The following is a 22,320-nucleotide window of genomic DNA, read 5'->3' as shown; positions in this document are numbered from 1 at the left end:
TAAAAAATTATTTAAAAACAATCTTACGTAAGACTCGATTCATTTTTAATTTTTCAATAAACAATACTGTTCTGAATTTTTTTCTGGCAAGTAACTCTATTGTCAACCTCCTAAGCAATAAAGAAAAGTTCTTGTTCTTTATTAAAACACCATAAGAACCAATGATTTGATAAGTTTCTCCTGAAAAAATGTCATCAAATTGTTCATTTTCAATAATGCTTCTTAATAATCTTACCCTATTTTTTTTTGTATCTTCTAAATTAGCAATTTGAAAGGCAGAACTTACAATAATCTTCGTTTTTATCTCTTTCAACAAAGAATAATCTTCTATATGAAATTTTTTCAATAGTTGTTTCAACTCCGCAAGCTCATTTAGTTGAATTTCAATTCTAACTGGGTTAAATACTGTTAAAGCAGAGCCACTTCTACCAGCTATATAATTGTATAGACAAGGTTCAATAAATCGGATAGTTTCTAAGTGCTTATATACTTGAAAATTAAATAAAGTATCTTCCCCAATGGATTTTTTTGGAAACTCAATACCGTGCTCTAAAATGAAATCTTTTTTATAAACTCTTGACCAAACATTGTACATCATATCTGTCCTAAAGAAATCTACAAAATTATTAATAAAATCTTCATGAGTTAATATTCCTATTTTACTATATCTATGTGCGCGACAAGATATTGCGACCATATTTTTTTCTTTTACTTCATTAAAACCAAAGCATAAAACATCCCAATTATCATTTATATATGGAGCAAGCTCTATAAAAAAAGACTCTGTCAAATAGTCATCTGGATCTACAAAATATAATAATTTCCCATTTGATAGAGCTATACCAAGGTTCCTGGCTGCTGCAACGCCACCATTTTTTATATGTTTCACCTGAATATTAGGGAAGTGTGATTGGAAATCATCACAAATTTTTCCACTCGTATCAGTCGATCCATCATTAACCAATATAATTTCATAGTCTATTAAAGTATTTTGTTTAAGTATAGAATTCAAACATCTTCTTAGGTAAGCTTCAACATTATAAACAGGTATTATGATACTTAACGTTACATTGTTCATCGATTTTTCATCCTTATCTTATGAAGTATGAATTCAAAAGTCCATTTTTCTTTCTTAAATTTTTTCTGAATAACCCTCTTTATATGTTCCCAGTAAATCTTATTTTGAGTCATACTTTTGATTTCTTCAACTGATAATTTATCACCATAAACTAAACGATTCGGAATAACATAAAATGGTTCGTTTTCTACTACTTCAGGACATTTAATATTCCTTTTTTGGAAATGAACATATAGAGGTTGAGTTGTCTCTATATTTCCTTTTTTTAACTCTATCGATTCTAGGCCTTTTAAATCTGTCCAATAATAATATCTTTGTACCTTTTCCTCACCATTACATCTAAAAGAAAAACAAGAAATATCTAAATCATGAAAGCAAGTTACTTGTAATTGATTCATTCGAGAGTGTTCAAAAAGTTTCTGAACTCCCTCTTGCTCATCAAAAATAAAATTTTTACTGCTGGTATAAACATTTTGGTAGTCCAATCGATAACTCATACCAACGCCCGTTTTAAAAATAGTATTTACCTCTTTTGTATTTTTGTATATCTGAAGGTGACCTAAAAGTCCATATCTATCATATTCTTTTGTGAAAAACTCATAATCTTCTAAAAATTGATAAATATCTCCTAATAAGATATCCGTATCACAAAAACCCCAATAATCATACCCAATTAGCTCATCTTCAAAAATTAATCCATAAGCTGGTTTATAATCACATAGCTTATAAGGATTATCTAGCGAAATCACAAAGTTAAATTTTGATTGAATTTTCTTTTTTAATTCAGAAAAGGTCGCTCTATTAAAATGTATATTTCTTGCATTTAACAAAGAGAATTGCTCTACTGGTTGATCAGTAAAGATTTCAAAATCAATATTCTTATTTCTTCTAGCTGTCATTAAAAAATAAGGGAAAAATTTTGGGAATGCTCCAAAATATGGGATAATGATTTTTATTTTTTTCATTTATTTGAATCATCCTTGCTCTAAATTTTTATATTATTACGAAAGAATTTTTTAAATATCATATTAATAAATCTCAGAGATTTATTTGAATAAATGAAGTTGTTTTGTTATTTACTAAGAGAATTTTTTAACATAAAAACTTAGAACTTAGCACTAGTTTTAGTAGTTCCTTTATGTATGTAGAAAATCTCTAGTATAATTAATTTTTAAAGAGTTTCAACTAAGACCTTTTTTTTAAAATCTTAGCAGGTACACCACCAATAATAACATTGTCTGGAAAATGCTTCGTTACTACTGAGTTAGCAGCCACAATACAACCCGATCCTATACTAGATCCATCTAAGAATACTGCACCCGCCCCAATCCAGCAATTATTACCAACAGAAATTCCTTTTCTATTGACACCTTGTTCTCTTATTAACTTATCAACATTATCATAATTATGATTTTCAGAGTGGAAGCGTACATTTTGTCCTGAAATGACATCATCTCCAATAGTTATTCCTCCAGCAGCCCCAAATAAACAAAATTCTGAGAAAGAAGAATTTTTGCCGATACGTAGACCTTTACCTATATTTTTTATTGAGCCGGTTCCTATAATCTGGGAATAATTACCTATTTTTACATAATCTGCAAGTTGTACACCATTTTCCGATAGTGCATCTATCATTACATGATGACCAATTCTTACATTATTCCCAATATATAATTTATGTTTGGCAGAGATGGATACACCATTACCTATACAAAATCGACTTCCTCTTTTTCCGAATCCTATACTACGTATTACACCATTTATTAAACCTAAACAATAAATAATCCCTTTTTTCATGACGTAATTTATTGGAACATCTGGGTGAATATCAATATCTCTTCCAGTGACCATTTTAACTATTTTTTTTATATTCATTTATTATTCTTTCATAAAAATTTTTTACTTCAATCATATGTTCTTCCATAGTATTTATAACTTGTTCTTCATAATCTGTACTTTGTATTTTGTTTAATAAATCTTGTTTATTTCGAAATACATATGATTTTGAAAGCAAATCTTTAGAGCCAACATTCTCGCTAACAAATACCTTCACACCGTAGGATAACGCTTCTATCGTAATCAGACCAAATGTTTCTTTCCATTTACTAGGTACAATAAGAATATCTATATCAGAGTATATCGTATCAATATTATTTTTTGTGAAATATCCATTTTGTTGAATATAGGCAGGACACTCTCTATTAGGTAAATGGCCATAGGTTTTAACTTCATAATTTTCTTTATCAATATCATTTACAAAATCAATAAAATCAAAATAACCTTTATAATCTTCATCTGGACCAATATAAGCTATTACACTTTTATTGCGCTTTTTTCTATGTACATTTCGTTTCCGAATGTTACTATTAGAAATAGAAATAATCGCTTCTGTTTGAGGAAGTACCCCGTTTTTTATATAAACATCCCTTGCTACACTACTATTAAATAGATAAGCATCAATTAAATTAAAGATTTCATTATAATATGAACGGATATCTCTATAATCAACAAGCTCTGTTTTCTCAGAAACTTCTATATTTCTCTTAGATTTCAGATTTTTTCTTAATACTTTCAATACTCTCCTAATTGTTGGATAAAAGGGAACTTGAAAAAAACGAAGTTTTTTCACACTGAGAGCATTTGAAGACATTATATTCCAAGATATATTAGTATTGTTTTCACTATAATCTACTCCGTTAAAGAAAAAATTGGGTACTGGTGCCAATCCATAATAGTCATGGCTAGTAAAAAATATCTTTATACCTAATTCATGGGCAGATTCAAAAAATTCTTTATGTATTCCCATTAATGAGTGTACATGAATTATATCTGGATTAATTTTTTTTAGAAAATTATAATAGACTCTTTTATCACATTTTTTCATAAATGAATCCGGCTCTGTAAAACCACCAAATATTGCTAATGGCAAACTATTTATTAATTCATAACAATCAAAACCTCTTGATTTTGTAGATTCTATAACTAAATCATACGAAAAAAATTTAATTCTACCGGGATACAGTGCTACTACTTCATACCCTGATTCAACCTGCTGATTCATCAAATCTTCTGCATATTTAACAAGTCCACCTGTACGTGATGGCCGAAAACCTAAAGTATAATGTAAAATTTTCATTTAATAAATACTTCCTCATAATCCGACACAATCTTTTCCCATGTGAAAGCTGAGAGGATCCTTTTGCTTGACTTGAAATCCAAATCAGCTATCCTTGCATGATCAAATCCTTCCACTTCCTCAATGACGCGTGCCAACTCGTCTTTTTTCCAATAAATAGCTCCGTCTTCACCAACCTCACGGTTAAAACCAACATCTAGCAACAAATTCAGTTTTGTTGATGCTAGAGCTTCTAGTAGAGAAGGGTTTGTCCCCCCGACCTCATGCCCATGGAAATAGGCAAAAGCATTTTCACGAATGTACTTGAGCAACTCTTGGTCATAGACTGTACCGACAAATTTGACCCTAGGATCTTTGTCAAAACCAGTATCCTGTAACAATTGATCGTAAAATTTATTCTGCTCCACATTTGTGATGAGGACAAAGTCCTTCTTGGACTTGGACTTGATAAATTCACGAATCATGGTTTCGTAGTTGTTTTCAGGGACGAATCGTCCCACCACTAGATAATAACCATTTTCGTTAATTCCTTTTTCCTTATACCAGTTCCGAACCTTTGTGTCTTCTGCTCTCAGGTTTGAAGGAGCAGTATCAGTACCATAGGCAATATAGGTGGTCTTTGGTTGATACTGTTTATAGTCCTCTTGAATATATTGTTCGATATTTTTACTATCGCATACCAGTAAATCAGCATGCTTGACCATGAGTTGCTCTGAAAATTTCCAGTACTTACGAACTGGCAGGCTCCACTTTGCTCGCAACCATTCATGGCCATCTGGATTCACAAGCAAGGTGCCCCCAATAGCTCGAATTTTTCTCTTAATTCTTGAAATAAAAGGACCAATACGACAAGCCAGAATGTAAAAAATGGGAGCTTCATCCTTGTTTTCCTTAGCCATTTCAATAGCCTTGTTGACTGCTGCAATATCGTAAGCGATGGCGCGGGCTGGTCCGATATTAGGCACATCAACATTGAAACAAATGGCTCCATTATGCTCAAACCGATCTTCCATGATACCAGACTTGGCTGAATTTTCACGCATACAAGCAACATAATATTGTATGTTGCTGTCTTTTTGGTATTCGGTTAATTTTTCAACAAAGGTTTCAAACCCTCCATATTTGGCAGGAATTCCTTTTGAACCAATGATATAAACTGCTTTTCTCATATCACTCCTACTTTATTTTATAATAAAACAAAAATTACTTCGCTCCATCTTTTATCAATACAACCTTAACTGTTTTTATTAGAATTTCTATATCTTTCCAAATTGTCCAACCATCTAAATAAGCAACATCTAATTTTACTACATCATCGAAGTTTGTAATATTGCTTCTACCACTAATCTGCCAAAGGCCTGTGATCCCCGGTTTAAAACTGAGACGACGTTTTTGTTCGGGTGTATACTTCATGTACTCATCTAAGGTTGGTGGTCTAGTACCAACTAAACTCATATCACCTTTTAGAACATTCCAAAATTGTGGAAGTTCATCTAGACTCGTCTTTCTAATAAAGTGCCCAATCTTTGTCACACGTGGATCGTTTTCAATCTTAAACATTCCACCCTGCATCTGATTCTGACTCATCAAGTCTTTCTTAATTTCCTCCGCATCTACTCTCATAGAACGGAATTTATAAAATTTAAATACTCGTCCATTTCTACCAACCCTATCTTGGGCAAAAATAGCAGGACCTCCGTCTCTTTTTATCAGAGGAATAAGAAAAATAGATACTATACCACAAATCACTAAACCAAATAAGGATCCGATTATATCTATCATTCGTTTTAAAGCAACATCACTAGAACGATAAAAGGTTGTTGAAAAATTAACAACACTAGAATTCCCAAAACGTTGAATCGCTTTTTCACTATTGGTTACAAAATCTAAAGCCGCTATATTGACAGCTACTGGCAAACCCATCATTTCAAATTGAGAAATAAAACCTGCAATCAAAAAGCTCTCACTTGGAAGATTAATCACCACTTGATCTACTACTGATCTCGTAGCATAGGTTACTAGATTATCCAAGGTAACGACTGTAAAATTAGAAGCTTCAAAAGGCTCATCATCTCCAATACAAACAGCTGAAACATAGCCATACTCATAAGTAGAAAGTTGATTTAGTACTCTATCAACTCGTGCACGCGTAGTTACTAGCAAGATACGTTGAGTATATTTTTTTTTGCGAGAAAAGAACTTCCAAACCTTACGAGTGAAGAAATTAAGTACTAGGATAAAAAGCGTATTTACCCCTATAATCCATAAAAAATTATAAATGCTTAAATAAGGTAAGTCGGGTGCTAACAATGGAAAAACAACAATAGCTAATAACAGATAGACCAATTCATACTTTATTGTCTGTATCAGTTCTTCTGCTATACTCCGATATTTGAAATTCTTACTATAATCACTGACATAGTAAGAAATGACATGAACAACCATTAGAAATAGTATATGTTCATGGATATTCAATACAAAAGGTATCAGATAAATTGGAAACAGTTGTATTATGAGAATCTCTAATTTTCGAATATTTGATACTTCTCTCAAAACTACCTCCTAGGTAACTCTACCTACTTCTTTTTCCCATAATTTCCGTAGGAACCATAGGCTCCATAGGCTCCATAGGCTCCATAGGCTCCATAACCACCATAAGCTCCATATTTTTCAACTTCGGTGTTAAATTTATTTAGAACTACACCTAAAAAAGGAGTTCCTGTTTGTTCTAACTGTTCCTTCGCCTTTAAGACATCACGACGTTTTGTCTCTCCAGCCGCAGTTACTAAGATAGAAGCGTCACATTTTTGTGTAATGATAGCAGCGTCAATAACCATCCCAATCGGTGCAGTATCTACAATGACATAGTCAAAATACTTGCGCAGGGTATCAATCATGGTGTGGAAATTTTCACTCTGCAGGAGGGCTGTTGGGTTAGGTGATACCGGTCCTGCCTGAATAACAAATAGGTTTTCAATATTGGTATCGCAGAGACCATTTGAAAGATCAGTAGTTCCTGCTAAGAAGTCAGTCAGCCCAGTAATCTTTTCCCTTGACTTGAAAACACCAGACATAACTGAATTTCGGATATCTGCATCTACTAGTAGTGTTTTATAGCCTGCACGCGCGAAAGCCCAGGCGATATTCGTTGATGTTGTAGATTTCCCTTCACCAGGTTTGACAGATGAAATGGCAAGAACTTTCAAATTATCGCCACTCAATTGAATATTTGTACGCAAAGCATTATAGTGTTCTTCAGCTTTTTTAGCAAAATCTAAATGCTTTTTTGAGATTTCTAATGTTGGCATGTTTTCTCCCTTACTTTAACTTATCCAAATCTGGAACAATTCCTAAAAGTGCAACCTGCATGACTTCTTCGACATCTTCTGGTCGTTTGACACGATCGTCCAATAATTCAAGCAATACAACTGAAACAACCATCACTGCTCCACCTGCTAGAAAAGCAAGTACCGTATTTCGACGAATATTAGGTGAGGATGGTGTTAGTGCTGGTCTAGCTTCCTCTAGCGTTGTTACATCAGAAACACGAGTTACCTTAATGATTTTCTCAGCTGCTACTTCACGAAGAGCATTTGCGATACGGCTCGCTTCTTCTGGTTGCGCATCTTTTACCACGATTGATACGATACGAGTATCTACTGGCACTGTCACCTGAATTTTCTTAGTTAATTCTTTGACTGTTTTATCTAATTTAAGATTTGAAATGACTTTTTCCAGTACATCTTGTGAAAGAATAATTTCCTTATAGTCTTTTACAAGATAGGTACCTGCCTGCAAATCCTGATTCGTCAACCCTGTATTTTCAGATTGATTGCGACTAACAACATAGATACGTGTTGTACTAGCATATTCCGGTTTCAACACAAAACTACTCAAGCCAAATGCAAGTACAGCTGTCACAATCGCAGTTAGTACGATAGCGAGTTTTTTCTTCCAAAGGATTTTTAATAATTGAACAACATCAATTCCGATTTCTTTATTTTCTTTCATGTCAACTCCTAAATAATTTGATCTGCTAAGATGATGCGAGGATTTTCGATAAATAATTCTCTCGCCTTTCTTTCACCATATTGTTTTGAGACGATCTCATAAGCTTCTTTCATGTAAGGCGGTCTTTGGTCTAAATTGTGCATATCACTAGCAACAAAATGAACCAAGTCACGCTCTAGAAAATAGCGAGCTCGTTTCTTCATAAATTTATATTTATCTCCAAATAACTTTGGTTTTAAAATACTTGAACTATTGATTTGAGTGTAGCAACCCATATCAATCAACTCTTTTACCCGTTTTTCGTTATTCTCTAATTCATGATAACGTTCAATGTGGGCAACTACAGGCGTTATACCAAGCATGAGAACATTACTCAAAGCAGTATGAATTTCCCGATAAGGGGTAGTCATACTAAACTCAATGAGAGCATAGCGTGTCCTATTAAGACTTGGAATTACTTGCTTCTCTAACTTCTCAAGTACATCATGGGTATAATAAATTTCCGCTCCGTAGAGAATGGTCAAGTCTGGAGCCACTTCCTTGGCTAGTTCCTTAACTTCTTGGAAATTTTCCTCGATTGTCTCCTCAGGAGTTTCAAACATTCCTTTTCGTCTATGCGATGTCGATACAATAGTCCTTACCCCTTGCCTATAGGCTTCTGTCAGAAGCGCCTTGCTTTCTTGCTTAGATTTTGGACCATCATCCACACCAAATACAATATGCGAATGAATATCAATCATTTTGTCTTATTTTCCTTCCATCACATCATTTATTGCAGCCTTGACTGACTCTAAACTGCTATCACTTATCTCCATCATGTAGAGGTTACTATCAGGCATGGCATAGGATGGTAAATCCATACGCCCTGTTCCTTTAAGATCTTGCGAATTGATTTTATACGTTCCACCACTCTCAAGTTGGGCATTAACCAGGTTCATCATGGTTTCAAGTGGCATATTGGTTTGAATCGAATCTTGTAGCCCTTTTATAATACTATCATAATTTTTCAAAGCTTCTGTCGAAGTTAACTTTTGCAAAACAGCGACAATGACCTTTTGCTGGTTACGGCCACGATCCCGATCTCCATCTGCCAAAGAATAGCGCTCACGCACAAAGCCAAGAGCTTGCTCCGAATCAAGATGAACATTCCCTACAGGAAAATGAAACTTACCATGCAATGATGTAAAATCCTGATCATTATGAACATCAACCCCACCAAGGAGATCTATCAACTTCAAGAAAGAAGTGAAATTCAAACGAGCATAATAGTTCAAGTCAATACCGTAGAGATTTTCCAGGGTATGAATTGAAGCATCTACCCCATAAATCCCCGCATGGGTCAACTTATCTTTTTGGTTGTTGCCACCATCTGCAATTGGAACATAGGAATCACGAGGTGTCGTTGTCAAGAGAATCTTTTTAGTTTCGCGATTCACTGTCATAATGATATTGACGTCCGAACGAGAAACTGAACTGATTGGACCGTAAGTATCAATTCCACTGATATAAACGTTGAAACTGTTACCTTTGATATCTTTTGGAGTTTCAACCGTCTTGGTTAATTCTTTGGTATAGATTTTCTTAATTTTTGAAGCATAGTCAGGATATTCTGATTCGATAATATTTTCAAAGACACTGTTTAGAATGATTGCCTTTGTATCACCAGCTAACAAACTCTTATAGGCTGCAAGATAGGAACTGCTTTCTTCGACTGTCAATTCCTTGTTTTGAGTCGCTTTCAGATCATTCATCAACTGTTGGATATTATCCCTATCCGTCCCAGTAGGCCCCATTACACTGGTTACCTGACTGATATTATCAATTGGACTATCTGCTAACACTGCAATACTCATCGAATAATTTGAGTAATTCGATGTTGCATTCAGGCGACTGGTAAAGCCAATGAACTGACTTACAGCAAAGAGGGAAGTTCCATTGATTAACACACCCAGTAGTAATAAAATCAGCGTTAGATTTTGAACTTTCTTAGACCGAATTAAAAAGAAGCACAAGATGGCTAAGGCTACAATTAAGACAGCAACCACTATATTGAGATATCGGAAGGCTAGCATATTGTACTTGAAAATTAAAAACAATAAAAAGACTGCTAGTACTGCATAGATAGCTAGCAACCCCCAACTAATCAATATTTTTGTTTTACCCTGACGAGCTCGCTTCGAAGATCTACTCACGATATACCTCTATTATCAATTTTTATTTCATTTTATTATATCATAAAAAAATACACTTGTGAGATAAATCCGCTTAGGTAAAGCGTTCTCATCTTCTTTCCGAAATATTCTTTTTGATTTGCAAACAATTACATCAATAAATTTACTATATAAACATTAAAACAAGGTCCCTTACGGAACCTCGTTCATCTATTTAACATGATTTTCTGCTTCTTTTTGAGCTTTTTCGATTGCTTTTTTGCTTTCTTGCTCCCATTTGGTCTTAGCTTCTTCAAACTGTTTGGTTGTCACAGTATCTTTTTGCAGTTTCATGTACTTGTAGTTATTGCCATCACCCTTAATGCCGACCAGTGAATAGCCTCTTGTAAATGGCGTTACTTTGGTTACAGATGCTGTACCACCACTTGACATGGCTGACATAATCAGAGAATTGTCAATCATCCAAGCCTGTGCTTCAGCATATTTTTCATATCGTTTGGCTACATCTTTATTTTCACTATCTGCATCTTTGAGCATCTTGGTGTAAGTATCAAGTCCCAAGCTAGCAATCTTAGCTTTATCTTCTTGAGCATCTAGACCAAAAATCTTGAGGTAGAATCCATCCTCTGCATTGAAAGGATTGAGATAAGTTGATGGATCCTGATAGTCACCTACCCAACCATCAAAGCTCAAATCATAGTCTCGATCAGCTGGTGTTGGTGCTAAGAAGGCTACGTTATTAAAATCATCTGTTGAAAGTTGCTGAACATCAATGACAATGTTATCAGCACCTAAAACTGACTCAAGGGTCTGCTTAACTGAGTTCATGCCTGTCACAGCATTTTTACTTGTTTGATCAACAGCTACATCCAAGTGAATAGGGAAAGTCACACCTTGACTTGCCAATTCTTTTTTAGCTTCCGCAAATTTTGCTTGGGCTTTTTCTTTGTTAAAATAGGCATCCTGAGCATCTGCCAAGTTAATACCTGACCATTCTGTGCCATAGTTGACCAATTTAGAAGCGACTACTTCTCCAAAAGTCTTGTCTCCAACTTGGACAAATGTAGGAGGTACTAGGGTGTTACGAAGGGTCTTGCTAGCCGCTTCTTCCCCATTTGACTGAGCAGAATAGGCTGTGCGGTCCAAGGCAAAGTTCACCGCTTGGCGGAAGTTCTTGTTCAAAACAGCTGTCTCAGTTGACTTCTTCTGCTCATCTGTTGTTTTAGCAGTGTGATTGTAGGCCTTACGGTTGACGTTAAAATTGAAATACCAAGAAGTCTTGTCCTGCAAGCTATAGACGATATTATCCTTATATTTCTCCTTGGTCTTAGCAAAGTTAGAACTATTTGGATAAACACCTGCGATTGAATAAGCTCCACTTTCAAAGTTACGGATGGTCAATTCTTGGTCTGAACCATCAAAATAGGCCAATTTTACGTGTTCAATCGATACTTTGTCATGATCATAATAATGCGGATTTTTCACATACTCGATCGATGATTTTGATGTGAAATCTTTTAACAAATAAGGTCCGCTGTAGAGAATGCTATCTGGAGATAGGGTACCAAAATCTTTCCCTTTTGAGTTTAGAAACTCTTCATTCACTGGGAAAAGAATACTGTTGGTTGTTTTTGAGTTCCAGTAAGGTTCTGGGCGCGCCAAAGTATACTCAACAGTATGGTCATCAATGGCTTTCACTCCAACCTTAGAAAAGTCAGAATCCGCTCCTGTAATATAATCATTCAAGCCCTTGATTGAGTTTTGAATCAAGTCAATGGCCTGGGATTTATTATCCACTGCGTATTTGATACCTGTCACAAAATCTTGTGCCTTGACTGGGGCATACTCTTCACCGTCAGCCGTAAACCATTTGGCATCTTTTCTCAGTTTATAGGTATAAGTCAGACCGTCGCTTGAAACAGACCAGTCCTCTGCCAAAGATGGAACTAGGTTTCCGTGGTTGTCATTTTCAAGCAAACCATCAACTAGGTTAGTAATAATAACTGTATTATCAGCGTAGTAGTCTAATAAGTAGTTAAATGTAGTTGGGTTTCCACTAAAGGTTGATGAGTAAGTTTTTGTATCTGAACCTGATTGTCCGCAAGCAGTTAACAGCAAGGCAGCTGCAACAGTCAGACCTGCACTAAGGATACGCTTTTTTGTAGTCATCTTCTTTCTCCTTTATGTTAGTTTTTATAACATAGGTTTATTTTACCAAAATAGTGGGAATTTGTAAAGTTAATTGAATTTCTAGAATGAAAGTTTATAAACTTTAGTCATAAAAAAACAAAGGATTTCTGTCTTTCATACAGTCCTCCCTTGTTTTTATGCGATTTCATTTTTAGATTTTTCTGTAAAAAATGTTTATAGTAATTCCACACAGAAAGCATCCCATGGAGCCAAGATTTGTTTTTCAAAAACTTCTTGAGCCACGGTGTTTTCAATTAAGACCGATTTGACGTTTCCTTCTACGGTCAAGTCTTGCTCTTCATTGGATAAGTTGGCCACAACTAGGAAACGACGGTCCCCATCTTTACGGATATAGGCAAATACCTTTTCAGCCGTATCAAGCAATTCAAAATCAGCTCGAATCAGCCAGCTATTCTCCTTACGGATTTGAACCAGTTTCTGATAGGTATAGAAAATAGACTCTGGATTTGCCAGCGCTTCTTGAACGTTGATTGTTGGATAGTTTGGATTCACTGCCAACCAAGGTTGACCTGTTGAGAAACCAGCATTTTTGCTCTCGTCCCATTGCATTGGGGTACGGGCATTATCACGTCCAATGACACGGATACTGTCCATGATTTCTTCCATCGGAACACCTTTTTCAAGAGCTTCACGCGCATAGTTCAGAGATTCAATATCTTCTACTTGGTCCAGCGTTTCAAACGGATAGTTGGTCATCCCAATCTCCTCACCTTGGTAGATATAAGGAGTTCCTCTCATGAGATGAAGTAAGATGGCAAAGGCTTTGGCAGATTTTTTACGGTATTCTTGGTCATTTCCCCAGATTGAGACAATACGAGGGAGGTCATGATTGTTCCAGAAGAGCGAATTCCAGCCTTCCTCAACTCCTAATTCTGTCTGCCATTTGTTGAAAATATCTTTTAACTTAGCAATATTCAGTTCTTTTTGATAGTGCCATTTAGGCTGACCTTCCTGATACTGAAGACCGATATGTTCAAAATGGAAGACCATAGACAATTCTTGCCCCTTTGGATCAGAATAGAGCTTGGCAATCTCTGGCGTTGCTCCCCAAGTCTCTCCTACTGTCAAGAGATTCTTATCTCCAAAGGTCGCCTGATTCATCTCCTTGAGATAGGGATGGAGCATGGGACCATTATTGACTACTTTCTCGTCAGGAATTTTCCCAATCATGTCAATGACATCCATGCGGAAACCACCAATGCCTTTATCAATCCAGAAATTCATCATCTCATAAATTTTCTGACGAAGTTTTTCATTTTCCCAGTTGAGATCAGGTTGCTTCTTGCTGAAAAAGTGGAGATAGTACTGACCTGACTTTTCATCGTACTCCCAAGCAGACCCACTAAAGATAGACTCCAAATCGTTGGGTTCATCCCGCCAGATATAGTAGTCTCGTTCAGGGCTATCAGGATTTTCACAGGCCTCGACAAACCAAGCATGCTCATCTGAAGTATGATTGACCACTAAGTCCATGATGATACGAATATCACGTTTCTTAGCTTCTGCGATCAGTTGGTCCATATCCTCCATGGTCCCGAAAATAGCCGCAATCGCTTGATAATCAGCAATATCATAGCCATTATCATCCATCGGACTATCATAAACGGGAGAAAGCCAAATCGCTGTAATTCCTAACTTGGCTAGATAGTCTAACTTATTGGTAATTCCTGTCAAATCGCCAATTCCATCTCCGTTGCTATCCATAAAGCTCTTAGGATAAACTTGATAGACTACGGCATTGTGCCACCATTTTTCTTGCATCTTCTTACCTCATTATTTTAATAATCTGTAGTCTATGATAGCGCTTTTTAGAGTTTTGTGCAAGCGTTTGCCTAATCTTTTTAATTCCTTTTTTAACTCCATAGTTTCCTAACTTCCAATTTTTTATTATAATAGAGGTCAGAGGTAAAAAAATGAAAAAACAAGCTTTTAGTTCTGAACAATATTTGAATCTACAGCGCGACCACATTTTGGAGCGCATTAACCAATTTGACGGCAAGCTCTACTTAGAGTTTGGTGGCAAAATGTTAGAAGATTTCCACGCTGCTCGTGTCCTTCCTGGTTATGAGCCTGACAACAAAATCAAGCTCTTGCAAGAATTGAAAGAGCAAGTCGAGGTTGTAATTGCCATTAATGCTAACAACATCGAACATTCCAAAGCACGTGGTGACTTGGGCATTTCTTATGACCAAGAAGTTCTTCGTCTGATTGACAAATTCAATGAATTGGGAATTTTTGTTGGCTCCGTTGTCATCACACAGTACGCTGGTCAACCAGCTGCAGATGCCTTCCGCAACCAACTTGAGAAAAACGGAATTGATTCTTATCTTCATTATCCAATCAAAGGATATCCGACGGATATGGATCACATCATTTCTCCAGAAGGCATGGGAAAAAATGACTACATCAAAACCAGTCGCAACTTGATCGTCGTAACCGCTCCTGGACCTGGTTCTGGAAAATTAGCAACTTGTATGTCCAATATGTATCACGACCAAATCAATGGTATCAAGTCTGGCTACGCTAAATTTGAAACCTTCCCAGTTTGGAATCTTCCCCTTCATCACCCAGTCAATTTGGCCTACGAGGCTGCTACAGCTGACCTTGATGATGTCAACATGATTGACCCTTTCCATCTCCAAACCTACGGAGAAACCACTGTCAACTACAACCGTGATATCGAAATCTTCCCAGTGCTCAAGCGCATGTTAGAACGTATCCTTGGTAAATCTCCATACGCTTCTCCGACAGATATGGGTGTCAACATGGTTGGTTTCGCTATTGCAGATGATGAAGCTGCTGTCGAAGCTTCTAAACAAGAAATCATCCGCCGTTACTATCAAACTGTTCTTGATTTTAAAGCCGAAAAAGTTGGCGAAGCTGCTGTCAAGAAAATCGAGTTGCTTATGAATGACCTCGGCATCACACCTGCAGACCGTAAGGTTGCTGTTGCTGCGCGTCAAAAAGCAGAAGAAACTGGCGGACCAGCCCTAGCCCTTGAATTGCCAAGCGGAGAAATTGTCACAGGTAAGAACTCAGAGCTCTTTGGCCCTACAGCCGCTGCCTTGATTAACGCTATCAAGAAATCAGCTAACATTGCCAATGAAGTAAAACTCATCGAGCCTGAAGTCGTCAAACCGATCCAAGGTCTTAAAATCGATCATCTAGGTAGTCGCAATCCACGCCTGCATTCAAATGAAATCTTGATTGCACTTGCTATCACAGCTACGGAAAATCCTGACGCTGCGCATGCCATGGAAGAACTTGGCAACCTCAAAGGAAGCGAAGCCCACTCAACCATCATCTTAACCGATGAAGACAAGAATGTCCTTCGCAAATTGGGTATCAATGTAACCTTTGACCCTTACTACCAATACGACCGCTTGTATCGTAAATAAAGATTTCAACCTCTCCAGCCTCGGAGAGGTTTTCTCTCTGACTCAAGAGCCGGCTTTATGTTATAATGAAAGAAGAAAACTGAAAGGATTTACCATGTCAAAAGAAGTTATTGTTGAAAGTTTTGAACTTGACCACACCATTGTTAAAGCACCTTATGTTCGCTTGATTGGGGAAGAAACAGGGCCAAAGGGAGACATCATCTCCAATTATGATATTCGCTTAGTGCAACCCAATGAAGACTCTATCCCTACTGCTGGCCTTCACACTATCGAGCACCTCTTGGCAAAACTCATCCGTACCCGCATTGACGGCATGATTGACTGTTCACCATTTGGGTGCCGTACAGGCTTCCACATGATTATGTGGGGACGTCATACTAGCGCTGAGATTGCAGCAGTTATCAAGGATTCGCTGAAAGAAATCGCTGAAACTACCACTTGGGAAGATGTCCCTGGAACAACCATCGAATCTTGCGGAAACTACAAGGATCACAGCCTCTTTTCTGCTAAAGAATGGGCAAAGCTCATCTTGGAACAAGGGATTTCAGATGATGCCTTTGAACGCCATGTCATCTAAACACAAAAAAGGAACCAGTTTTTCAGCTGGCTCCTTCTTTTTTATGCTCAAAATTCTGTCTTAGGCTTTTTCACGAATGACCAAAACACCATCTTCCATATCAGCTTCTAGGTGTTTAGCATCAAGGTTATCCAAGTGGAAATCTGTGACTTTGTCACGGATTTGTTGTTCAACCACACGACGGAGTGGACGAACACCCATGACTTCATCGTAGCCTTCCTCAGTCATGTATTCTTTAGCAGCTTCGCTCACTGCCAAGTCAATGTCTTTCTTAGAAAGCGTCTTGTTAACTTCAACCAACATAAGGTCTACAATCTTAGAAAGATCTTCTTTGCTCAAGTGTGAGAATTCGATGACAGCATTGAAACGGTTAAGGAATTCTGGACGGAAGTAAGGTTTCAAACGATCCATCAATTCTGGTTTATCAGCATCTTCTGTCAAGTTAGCTTCGTAACCAAAGCCTGCGTTTGAAGTTGCGATAATCACCGTATTCTTGAAGTTGACAGTGTTACCTTGACCATCTGTCAAACGACCATCGTCCAAAACTTGAAGGAGAAGGGTGATGACTTGAGGGTCAGCCTTTTCAATTTCGTCGAGAAGGACGATTGAGTATGGATTGCGACGGACGCGTTCTGTCAAGGTATTGTTGTTGTCATCGTAACCAACATAACCTGCAGTTGTACCAATCAATTTAGATACGGCTGTGCGGTCGCTGTATTCTGACATGTCCAAACGGATGATAGCATCTTTCGTTCCGAACATATCAAGAGCCAATTGTTTAGCCAACTCAGTCTTACCGACACCAGTAGGACCTACAAAGAGGAAGCTACCGATTGGACGGTTACCTTCATCAAAACCAGCACGGTTACGACGGATAGCTTTTGCTACTGCTTCAACGGCCTTATCTTGACCAATAACTTTCGTCTGCAAACGATGACCCATATCTTTCAAACGTTCGATGTCCGTAGCCCCCATTTGAGATACTGGAATACCCGTCATACGTTCTACAGATTCAGCCACATCGTTGACACTTGCAGTCACTTTCATATCTTCTGTATGGTTTTCGATTTTCTTTTCCAATTCTGCAATGCGTGTTTTATAGTTTAGAGCTGCTTCAAAATCTTCTGCCTCAACTGCTTTTTCTTGCTTGTCTTTTTCTACCTCAATTTCACGTTCAACAGCATGAACATCTGTTACTGGATGCTGAGCTGCCAAGTGAGCCGCCGTAACATCGACAAGGTCGATAGCCTTATCTGGCAAGCTACGTTGAGGAATATACTGAACAGAATAATCAACGGCAGCTTTTAAGACTTCATCTGGCAAAATAACATTGTGGTGTTGTTGATAGAGATCACGAATTCCTTGAAGGATTTTAAAAGTATCCTCTGCTGATGGAGCATTAACCTTCACTTCGTTGAAACGACGAGCAAGGGCTGCATTTTTCAAGATAGTATTACGGTATTCATCTTGAGTAGTTGCGCCAATCACTGTCAATTCTCCACGTGAAAGAGCTGGTTTCAAGATATCAGCAAGACCTTTAGATCCTTGACCATCACCTGTGCTACCAGCACCAAGAATTTGGTGAATTTCGTCGAAGAAGAGGATAATATTTCCAGCTTCTTTGACTTCGTTTACCAAGTTTTGAATGTTTTCTTCAAAGCTACCACGGTATTGAGTACCAGCTTCAAGTCCAGAAATATCAATAGAAATGATCTCTTTGTTCTTGATTGCTGCAGGAACGTCGCCGTTCACGATAGCTTGGGCCAATCCTTCTACTACTGCAGTTTTACCAACACCAGCATCACCGACGAGAACTGGATTATTCTTTGTGCGACGAGAAAGAATTTCAGAAGTTTCTTGGATTTCTTTATTACGTCCAATAACCGGATCTAACTTACCTTCACGTGCTTCTGCAGTCAAGTTTCGACCTAGTTTTGCAAGGACACCGTCTTGTTTCATACCTGAAGACTGTTGTTTCATTTGTCCATCAGCTTCTGCATTTCCTGGCAATTGACCAGTTGCACGATAGTGAGCGAACTCTTCAGGCGTTACTTCACGGCCGTTAATCAAGTAACGACGGTTTTCTGAACTATATCCACGCATACCACCCATCAATTGGTTAAATAAATCATCCATGTTGTTAAAATTATTAAAGTTGTTGTTCATATTCTTTACCTCTTTTTGTTATTTATTATTACTGATATTGACTATCTTTGACTTTTTCTTTAAAAAATTTAGACTAGCTAAATCGCTACTCTACGTACTATTTCTGGTTTTTCTTTTTCAAGCAGGAGTAGACTATCTTTACTTCTAAAGATTTCTAGATTAAACATAGACCCCACCTCTTTCTATTTTACTTTAAATAAGTGTTCTAGTAAGGCTTTCATTTACCTTACGTTCATAATATACTACATTAGTCAAAAAAGGTCAAGGAATTTGACTTTAATTGACCAATATTTTTTAAAAAGCAAAAACACCCTGAAACATCAGGGTGCCATTCTTACATCAAATACAAAATTGCTAGGGTCAGGAGACTTGCTAGAAGCCCCACTCCCCAAAAGAAGAAGTCAACCTTCCACTCGCTCCAAGGATTTCCTTTACCAGACAATCCTCCAAGTTCAAAATGGTGATGCACAGGCGTCATACGGAAAATACGTTTTCCACCAGTCATTTTGAAATAGCCGACTTGCATCATGACCGAAGTTGTTTCAAAGACATAAATAATTCCGATAATCAAGAGAGTCCATTCTTGGTGGAGAGCCATTGAAATAGCTGCCAGCATTCCACCGAGAGCCAAACTTCCCACATCTCCCATAAAGACCTTAGCAGGCTTATGGTTAAAGACAAAGAAACCAAGCAAACCACCAATCATGGCAAGAATCACTAGAAGGATATCCATCTGACCTTGCACATAGGCAATAACTCCATAGGCAGACAAACTAATCACAACGGAAATGCTAGCTAAACCGTCAATACCGTCTGTCAAGTTTACTGCGTTTGAAAAACCGACTAGCCAGAAAAGAGCGAAGACAATATAGAAAATCCCTAGATGCACTTGGTAGCCAAAGACAGAAAGCATATCGCCACCACGCTCATAGAAAAGGTAGAAAATGACACCACCTAGAAGCTGAAGAGCCAATTTCTGTTTGGGATTAAGGCCCTCATTGATTTTACGGAAGACCTTGAGGAAGTCATCTAAAAATCCGATTAAACCATAGAGAACCAAGATAAATAAAATCATACCAACATTATTGCTGAGTTGATTACTAAATAGGGCGAAAAAGAAAGCAACTAAAACAGAAGCAATTAAGAAAACCAAACCTCCCATTGTAGGAGTCCCAGCTTTTGCCTGGTGCTGTTTGACATCCTCATGCATCTGCTGGCCTGTAATTTGCGCCTTTCTATAAAATTGGATAAAGGCCGGAATTCCTACTAAAGTTAGTAAAAATGTCACAATTCCAGCACTGATGGAAATAAACATATTAGTCTCCTAAAGTTAATTTAATTTTTTTAATGTTTTTGATAGCTGTATTAGTCCGAACATCTTGCTTCTGTACAACAGAACCTGACCCTTCAAATTCCAGCTCAATATCCAACCATTTAGCAAAGGTTTCAGCAGTCTCTTTTTTCCAGCCATACATGTCTGGAATTTCTTCTACCTTATCCGATAAAAGGAGAACTTGTTGGTTTGGTGCAAGATTGGTCCCTTCTTCTACAGATGATTCTTTAATCTTTGTTCCAGTACCTACAACGATTGGTTGCACAATATTTCGGCGTAAGGCTTCCGCCAACTCACCAGGTGAAATATCCTTGATGCTAGGCATTGCATAAGAAGATTCTGTCGTAACTTTATCTAAATTCTTGGCTGGAGATTGAAGATTGAGAGATTCTTTCATAGCTGAAGCCCGCTCCAAGATTGGATTGGCAAATTCCCCTAACTGGATACCTGAATAATGTTCAGGTTGTTGAACTGTTACATACAAGATAAAGTCAGGATTTTCAGCAGGGTTCATAGCCACAACCGAGAAAATGTTGTTGGTAGAACCAACCAAGTAGCCTCCATTTTTCTCGTCAGCGATTTCGGCTGTACCAGACTTGAGGGCTACATTTTGACCTGGAACATTGACAGTTGCTTTTCCTGTACTATGATTATACATAGTTCCATATCTAGGATCCGTTCCTACCAAGACCATGTGAGTACGAGTTTGGCTAGCTGCATCTTTCGAAACTGGATTCCCTACAATTTCTTTTTGAGATCTACGAACGGTTTGATCATTTGGATCATACAAGGCCGTAATAAATTTAGGCTCCAGCATGACGCCATCATTGGCAATGGCTGTAAAGGCACGAATCATTTGTGTTTGAGTTACTGAAATCCCTTGTCCAAATGAACTCTGAGCGATATTGACAATATTGTCAGCTGGAAGTTGGCCAGCGTATTCATCTGTCAAACCAAAACGAGTTGGAACCCCAAATTTAAAGCGGTTTAGATAATCTAACCAAGTAGCATCACCCATTTTCTGCTCAAGCAGTGTCATCCCAATATTACTTGAGTGAGCAAACCCTTGAGAAAATGTCATCATACCACCGCCGGTTAAACCTTCATTAACGTCCCAATCTCGAATCGTCGCATCCGCTATTTTTAATTCACTGCTATTGAAGTATTCTCCACCTGGGAAAGTGTTATTATCAATAGATGCTGCTAGCGTCATGACCTTCATGGTTGATCCTGGTTCGTAGTTACTTTGATAAAGAATATCACGCCAAACAAAGTCCTCAGTGATTCCTTCTTTAGTATCTGCATTAAAGGTAGGTCGTTGAGTGGTAGCAAGGATTTCACCGGTCTTTGCACTGACCAAGGTCGCGGTCATATACTTACCTTTTACTTTTTGTAGAAAGGCATCCATCTGAGTTTCCATGAAAGATTGGAGCGGGCTAGACAATGTTGTATAAACATCCTTGCCATCTACAGTTTGTTGCGATACCTGTTCTGTACCGGGTACAATATTTCCTACTCGATCTTTTTCATAGGTAATAATACCGTCTGTCCCAGCAAGAATGGTATTTAAAGAACTCTCCAAACCAGAAGTTCCTAACAAACTCTTACTGCCATCCTCATTTTCATGGAGTTGGGCTAAGCCAATAAAACTAGAAGCAAATTGTCCATTTGGATAGCTTCTGTTAGGGCTAGTTGTGAAGTCAATCCCTTCTACACTAGCATCTTTCAAGTCTTTTTTAATAGCCATCATATTGGCATAGGTAATCCCATTTCCTTTTGCTCCAAAGGAAACTTGGGTCAGATTTGGTTGAGCTAGTTGCTCTTTCACATAAGCTTCATCCATATCCAAATACTTATGGAAGACTTCAGCTACCTTATTAAACTGCGAATCCTCTACATAAAGAATTTTTCCAGTTGCTGACTTGTATTTTTTATCAATAACAGCATAGACGTTATAAGAGGTCGCATCTTCAGCGATTGGCACTCCATTTCGGTCATAGATAGTCCCACGTTTGGCAGGAACTGTTCGGGTTGTTTGGTGAACCTTTTTAGCCTCTTTAACCAAGTCAGTACCAAATATATTACCTTTTGCTATAATATACGCAAAATTAGCCAAAAAGATAGCGAAAAGTACGACAGCTAACAAACTGATGTACTTGCCGACTATTCTACGGTTTTCTGCTGGAGATTTACGATTTTTTAGCGCAAATCGGGTTATTTTTTCTGTCCATTTCATATC

At 37.5% G+C, this 22,320-nt stretch carries 17 protein-coding genes; 2 read left to right on the top strand and 15 right to left on the bottom strand.

Going from position 1 to position 22,320, the window contains the following annotated elements; translation table 11 throughout:
• Positions 1-7: 7 nt before the first annotated feature.
• The 12 genes from NMM26_RS07185 to NMM26_RS07130 all read right to left on the bottom strand — a co-directional run bounded on the left by NMM26_RS07185 (position 8) and on the right by NMM26_RS07130 (position 14,368).
• A complete protein-coding gene (locus NMM26_RS07185; RefSeq protein ID WP_254754095.1) occupies positions 8-1,078 on the bottom strand; it encodes a glycosyltransferase in 1,071 nt (356 codons plus the stop codon).
• Complete coding sequence (locus tag NMM26_RS07180; RefSeq protein WP_000721290.1) at positions 1,075-2,043, bottom strand: DUF6625 family protein; 969 nt, start codon at positions 2,041-2,043, stop codon at positions 1,075-1,077. The genes NMM26_RS07185 and NMM26_RS07180 overlap by 4 nt, the downstream gene beginning before the upstream one ends.
• A gap of 220 nt (positions 2,044-2,263) precedes the next feature.
• Positions 2,264-2,953, bottom strand: a complete 690-nt coding sequence (locus NMM26_RS07175; RefSeq protein ID WP_254754094.1) for a DapH/DapD/GlmU-related protein — start codon at positions 2,951-2,953, stop codon at positions 2,264-2,266.
• Complete coding sequence (locus tag NMM26_RS07170) at positions 2,931-4,214, bottom strand: glycosyltransferase (protein ID WP_254754093.1); 1,284 nt, start codon at positions 4,212-4,214, stop codon at positions 2,931-2,933. Before NMM26_RS07170 ends, NMM26_RS07175 begins: the two co-directional genes overlap by 23 nt.
• Complete coding sequence (cps2T, locus tag NMM26_RS07165) at positions 4,211-5,383, bottom strand: beta 1-4 rhamnosyltransferase Cps2T (RefSeq protein ID WP_001224114.1); 1,173 nt, start codon at positions 5,381-5,383, stop codon at positions 4,211-4,213. The genes NMM26_RS07170 and cps2T overlap by 4 nt, the downstream gene beginning before the upstream one ends.
• Before the next feature lie 34 nt (positions 5,384-5,417).
• Positions 5,418-6,767, bottom strand: coding sequence for a sugar transferase (locus tag NMM26_RS07160; protein WP_254754092.1), 1,350 nt, complete (start codon positions 6,765-6,767; stop codon positions 5,418-5,420).
• A gap of 23 nt (positions 6,768-6,790) precedes the next feature.
• Positions 6,791-7,522: a tyrosine-protein kinase gene (locus NMM26_RS07155; RefSeq protein ID WP_254754091.1), complete on the bottom strand. Its 732-nt coding sequence runs from the start codon at positions 7,520-7,522 to the stop codon at positions 6,791-6,793.
• Between the two features lie 10 nt (positions 7,523-7,532).
• Positions 7,533-8,225: a Wzz/FepE/Etk N-terminal domain-containing protein gene (locus tag NMM26_RS07150; protein ID WP_254754090.1), complete on the bottom strand. Its 693-nt coding sequence runs from the start codon at positions 8,223-8,225 to the stop codon at positions 7,533-7,535.
• A gap of 8 nt (positions 8,226-8,233) precedes the next feature.
• A complete protein-coding gene (cps4B, locus tag NMM26_RS07145; protein WP_254754089.1) occupies positions 8,234-8,965 on the bottom strand; it encodes a capsular polysaccharide biosynthesis protein Cps4B in 732 nt (243 codons plus the stop codon).
• Positions 8,966-8,971: 6 nt separating this feature from the next.
• A complete protein-coding gene (locus NMM26_RS07140) occupies positions 8,972-10,417 on the bottom strand; it encodes an LCP family protein (protein ID WP_254754088.1) in 1,446 nt (481 codons plus the stop codon).
• Positions 10,418-10,606: 189 nt separating this feature from the next.
• Complete coding sequence (locus NMM26_RS07135) at positions 10,607-12,565, bottom strand: peptide ABC transporter substrate-binding protein (RefSeq protein WP_254754087.1); 1,959 nt, start codon at positions 12,563-12,565, stop codon at positions 10,607-10,609.
• 195 nt (positions 12,566-12,760) lie between these two features.
• Positions 12,761-14,368: an alpha-glucosidase gene (locus NMM26_RS07130; protein ID WP_254754086.1), complete on the bottom strand. Its 1,608-nt coding sequence runs from the start codon at positions 14,366-14,368 to the stop codon at positions 12,761-12,763.
• A gap of 152 nt (positions 14,369-14,520) precedes the next feature.
• Between NMM26_RS07130 and NMM26_RS07125 the strand changes: the two genes are divergently transcribed.
• Both NMM26_RS07125 and NMM26_RS07120 read left to right on the top strand, forming a co-directional pair.
• Positions 14,521-16,005, top strand: a complete 1,485-nt coding sequence (locus tag NMM26_RS07125; RefSeq protein ID WP_254754085.1) for a DUF1846 domain-containing protein — start codon at positions 14,521-14,523, stop codon at positions 16,003-16,005.
• A gap of 94 nt (positions 16,006-16,099) precedes the next feature.
• The gene (locus tag NMM26_RS07120) at positions 16,100-16,582 is read left to right on the top strand and encodes an S-ribosylhomocysteine lyase (protein ID WP_000032547.1); all 483 of its coding nucleotides are present in this window, start codon (positions 16,100-16,102) and stop codon (positions 16,580-16,582) included.
• A 60-nt stretch (positions 16,583-16,642) separates the two neighbouring features.
• Here the strand turns inward: NMM26_RS07120 and NMM26_RS07115 are convergent, their stop codons facing one another.
• From NMM26_RS07115 to pbp2X, 3 genes are all read right to left on the bottom strand, one after another.
• Positions 16,643-18,748, bottom strand: coding sequence for an ATP-dependent Clp protease ATP-binding subunit (locus NMM26_RS07115; RefSeq protein WP_084861574.1), 2,106 nt, complete (start codon positions 18,746-18,748; stop codon positions 16,643-16,645).
• 334 nt (positions 18,749-19,082) lie between these two features.
• Positions 19,083-20,063 (bottom strand): phospho-N-acetylmuramoyl-pentapeptide-transferase, encoded by a 981-nt coding sequence (gene mraY, locus NMM26_RS07110; protein WP_000470817.1) that lies wholly within the window; start codon positions 20,061-20,063, stop codon positions 19,083-19,085.
• 1 nt (position 20,064) lies between these two features.
• Positions 20,065-22,317, bottom strand: a complete 2,253-nt coding sequence (gene pbp2X, locus NMM26_RS07105; RefSeq protein WP_254754084.1) for a penicillin-binding protein PBP2X — start codon at positions 22,315-22,317, stop codon at positions 20,065-20,067.
• Between the last annotated feature and the right edge of the window lie 3 nt (positions 22,318-22,320).

It is taken from the genome of Streptococcus sp. CF7_Ac1-8 (assembly GCF_024295435.1).
In the GTDB taxonomy this organism is placed as follows: domain Bacteria; phylum Bacillota; class Bacilli; order Lactobacillales; family Streptococcaceae; genus Streptococcus; species Streptococcus mitis_AP.
This window is presented reverse-complemented; position numbering and strand designations above follow the sequence as displayed.

Bases quoted from the DNA above. Each gene is read 5' to 3' on its own strand.
- NMM26_RS07185 (WP_254754095.1), bottom strand. From the start codon at position 1,078: ATGAACAATGTAACGTTAAGTATCATAATACCTGTTTATAATGTTGAA.
- NMM26_RS07180 (WP_000721290.1), bottom strand. From the start codon at position 2,043: ATGAAAAAAATAAAAATCATTATCCCATATTTTGGAGCATTCCCAAAA.
- NMM26_RS07175 (WP_254754094.1), bottom strand. From the start codon at position 2,953: ATGAATATAAAAAAAATAGTTAAAATGGTCACTGGAAGAGATATTGAT.
- NMM26_RS07170 (WP_254754093.1), bottom strand. From the start codon at position 4,214: ATGAAAATTTTACATTATACTTTAGGTTTTCGGCCATCACGTACAGGT.
- cps2T (WP_001224114.1), bottom strand. From the start codon at position 5,383: ATGAGAAAAGCAGTTTATATCATTGGTTCAAAAGGAATTCCTGCCAAA.
- NMM26_RS07155 (WP_254754091.1), bottom strand. From the start codon at position 7,522: ATGCCAACATTAGAAATCTCAAAAAAGCATTTAGATTTTGCTAAAAAA.
- NMM26_RS07150 (WP_254754090.1), bottom strand. From the start codon at position 8,225: ATGAAAGAAAATAAAGAAATCGGAATTGATGTTGTTCAATTATTAAAA.
- cps4B (WP_254754089.1), bottom strand. From the start codon at position 8,965: ATGATTGATATTCATTCGCATATTGTATTTGGTGTGGATGATGGTCCA.
- NMM26_RS07135 (WP_254754087.1), bottom strand. From the start codon at position 12,565: ATGACTACAAAAAAGCGTATCCTTAGTGCAGGTCTGACTGTTGCAGCT.
- NMM26_RS07130 (WP_254754086.1), bottom strand. From the start codon at position 14,368: ATGCAAGAAAAATGGTGGCACAATGCCGTAGTCTATCAAGTTTATCCT.
- NMM26_RS07125 (WP_254754085.1), top strand. From the start codon at position 14,521: ATGAAAAAACAAGCTTTTAGTTCTGAACAATATTTGAATCTACAGCGC.
- NMM26_RS07120 (WP_000032547.1), top strand. From the start codon at position 16,100: ATGTCAAAAGAAGTTATTGTTGAAAGTTTTGAACTTGACCACACCATT.
- NMM26_RS07115 (WP_084861574.1), bottom strand. From the start codon at position 18,748: ATGAACAACAACTTTAATAATTTTAACAACATGGATGATTTATTTAAC.
- mraY (WP_000470817.1), bottom strand. From the start codon at position 20,063: ATGTTTATTTCCATCAGTGCTGGAATTGTGACATTTTTACTAACTTTA.
- pbp2X (WP_254754084.1), bottom strand. From the start codon at position 22,317: ATGAAATGGACAGAAAAAATAACCCGATTTGCGCTAAAAAATCGTAAA.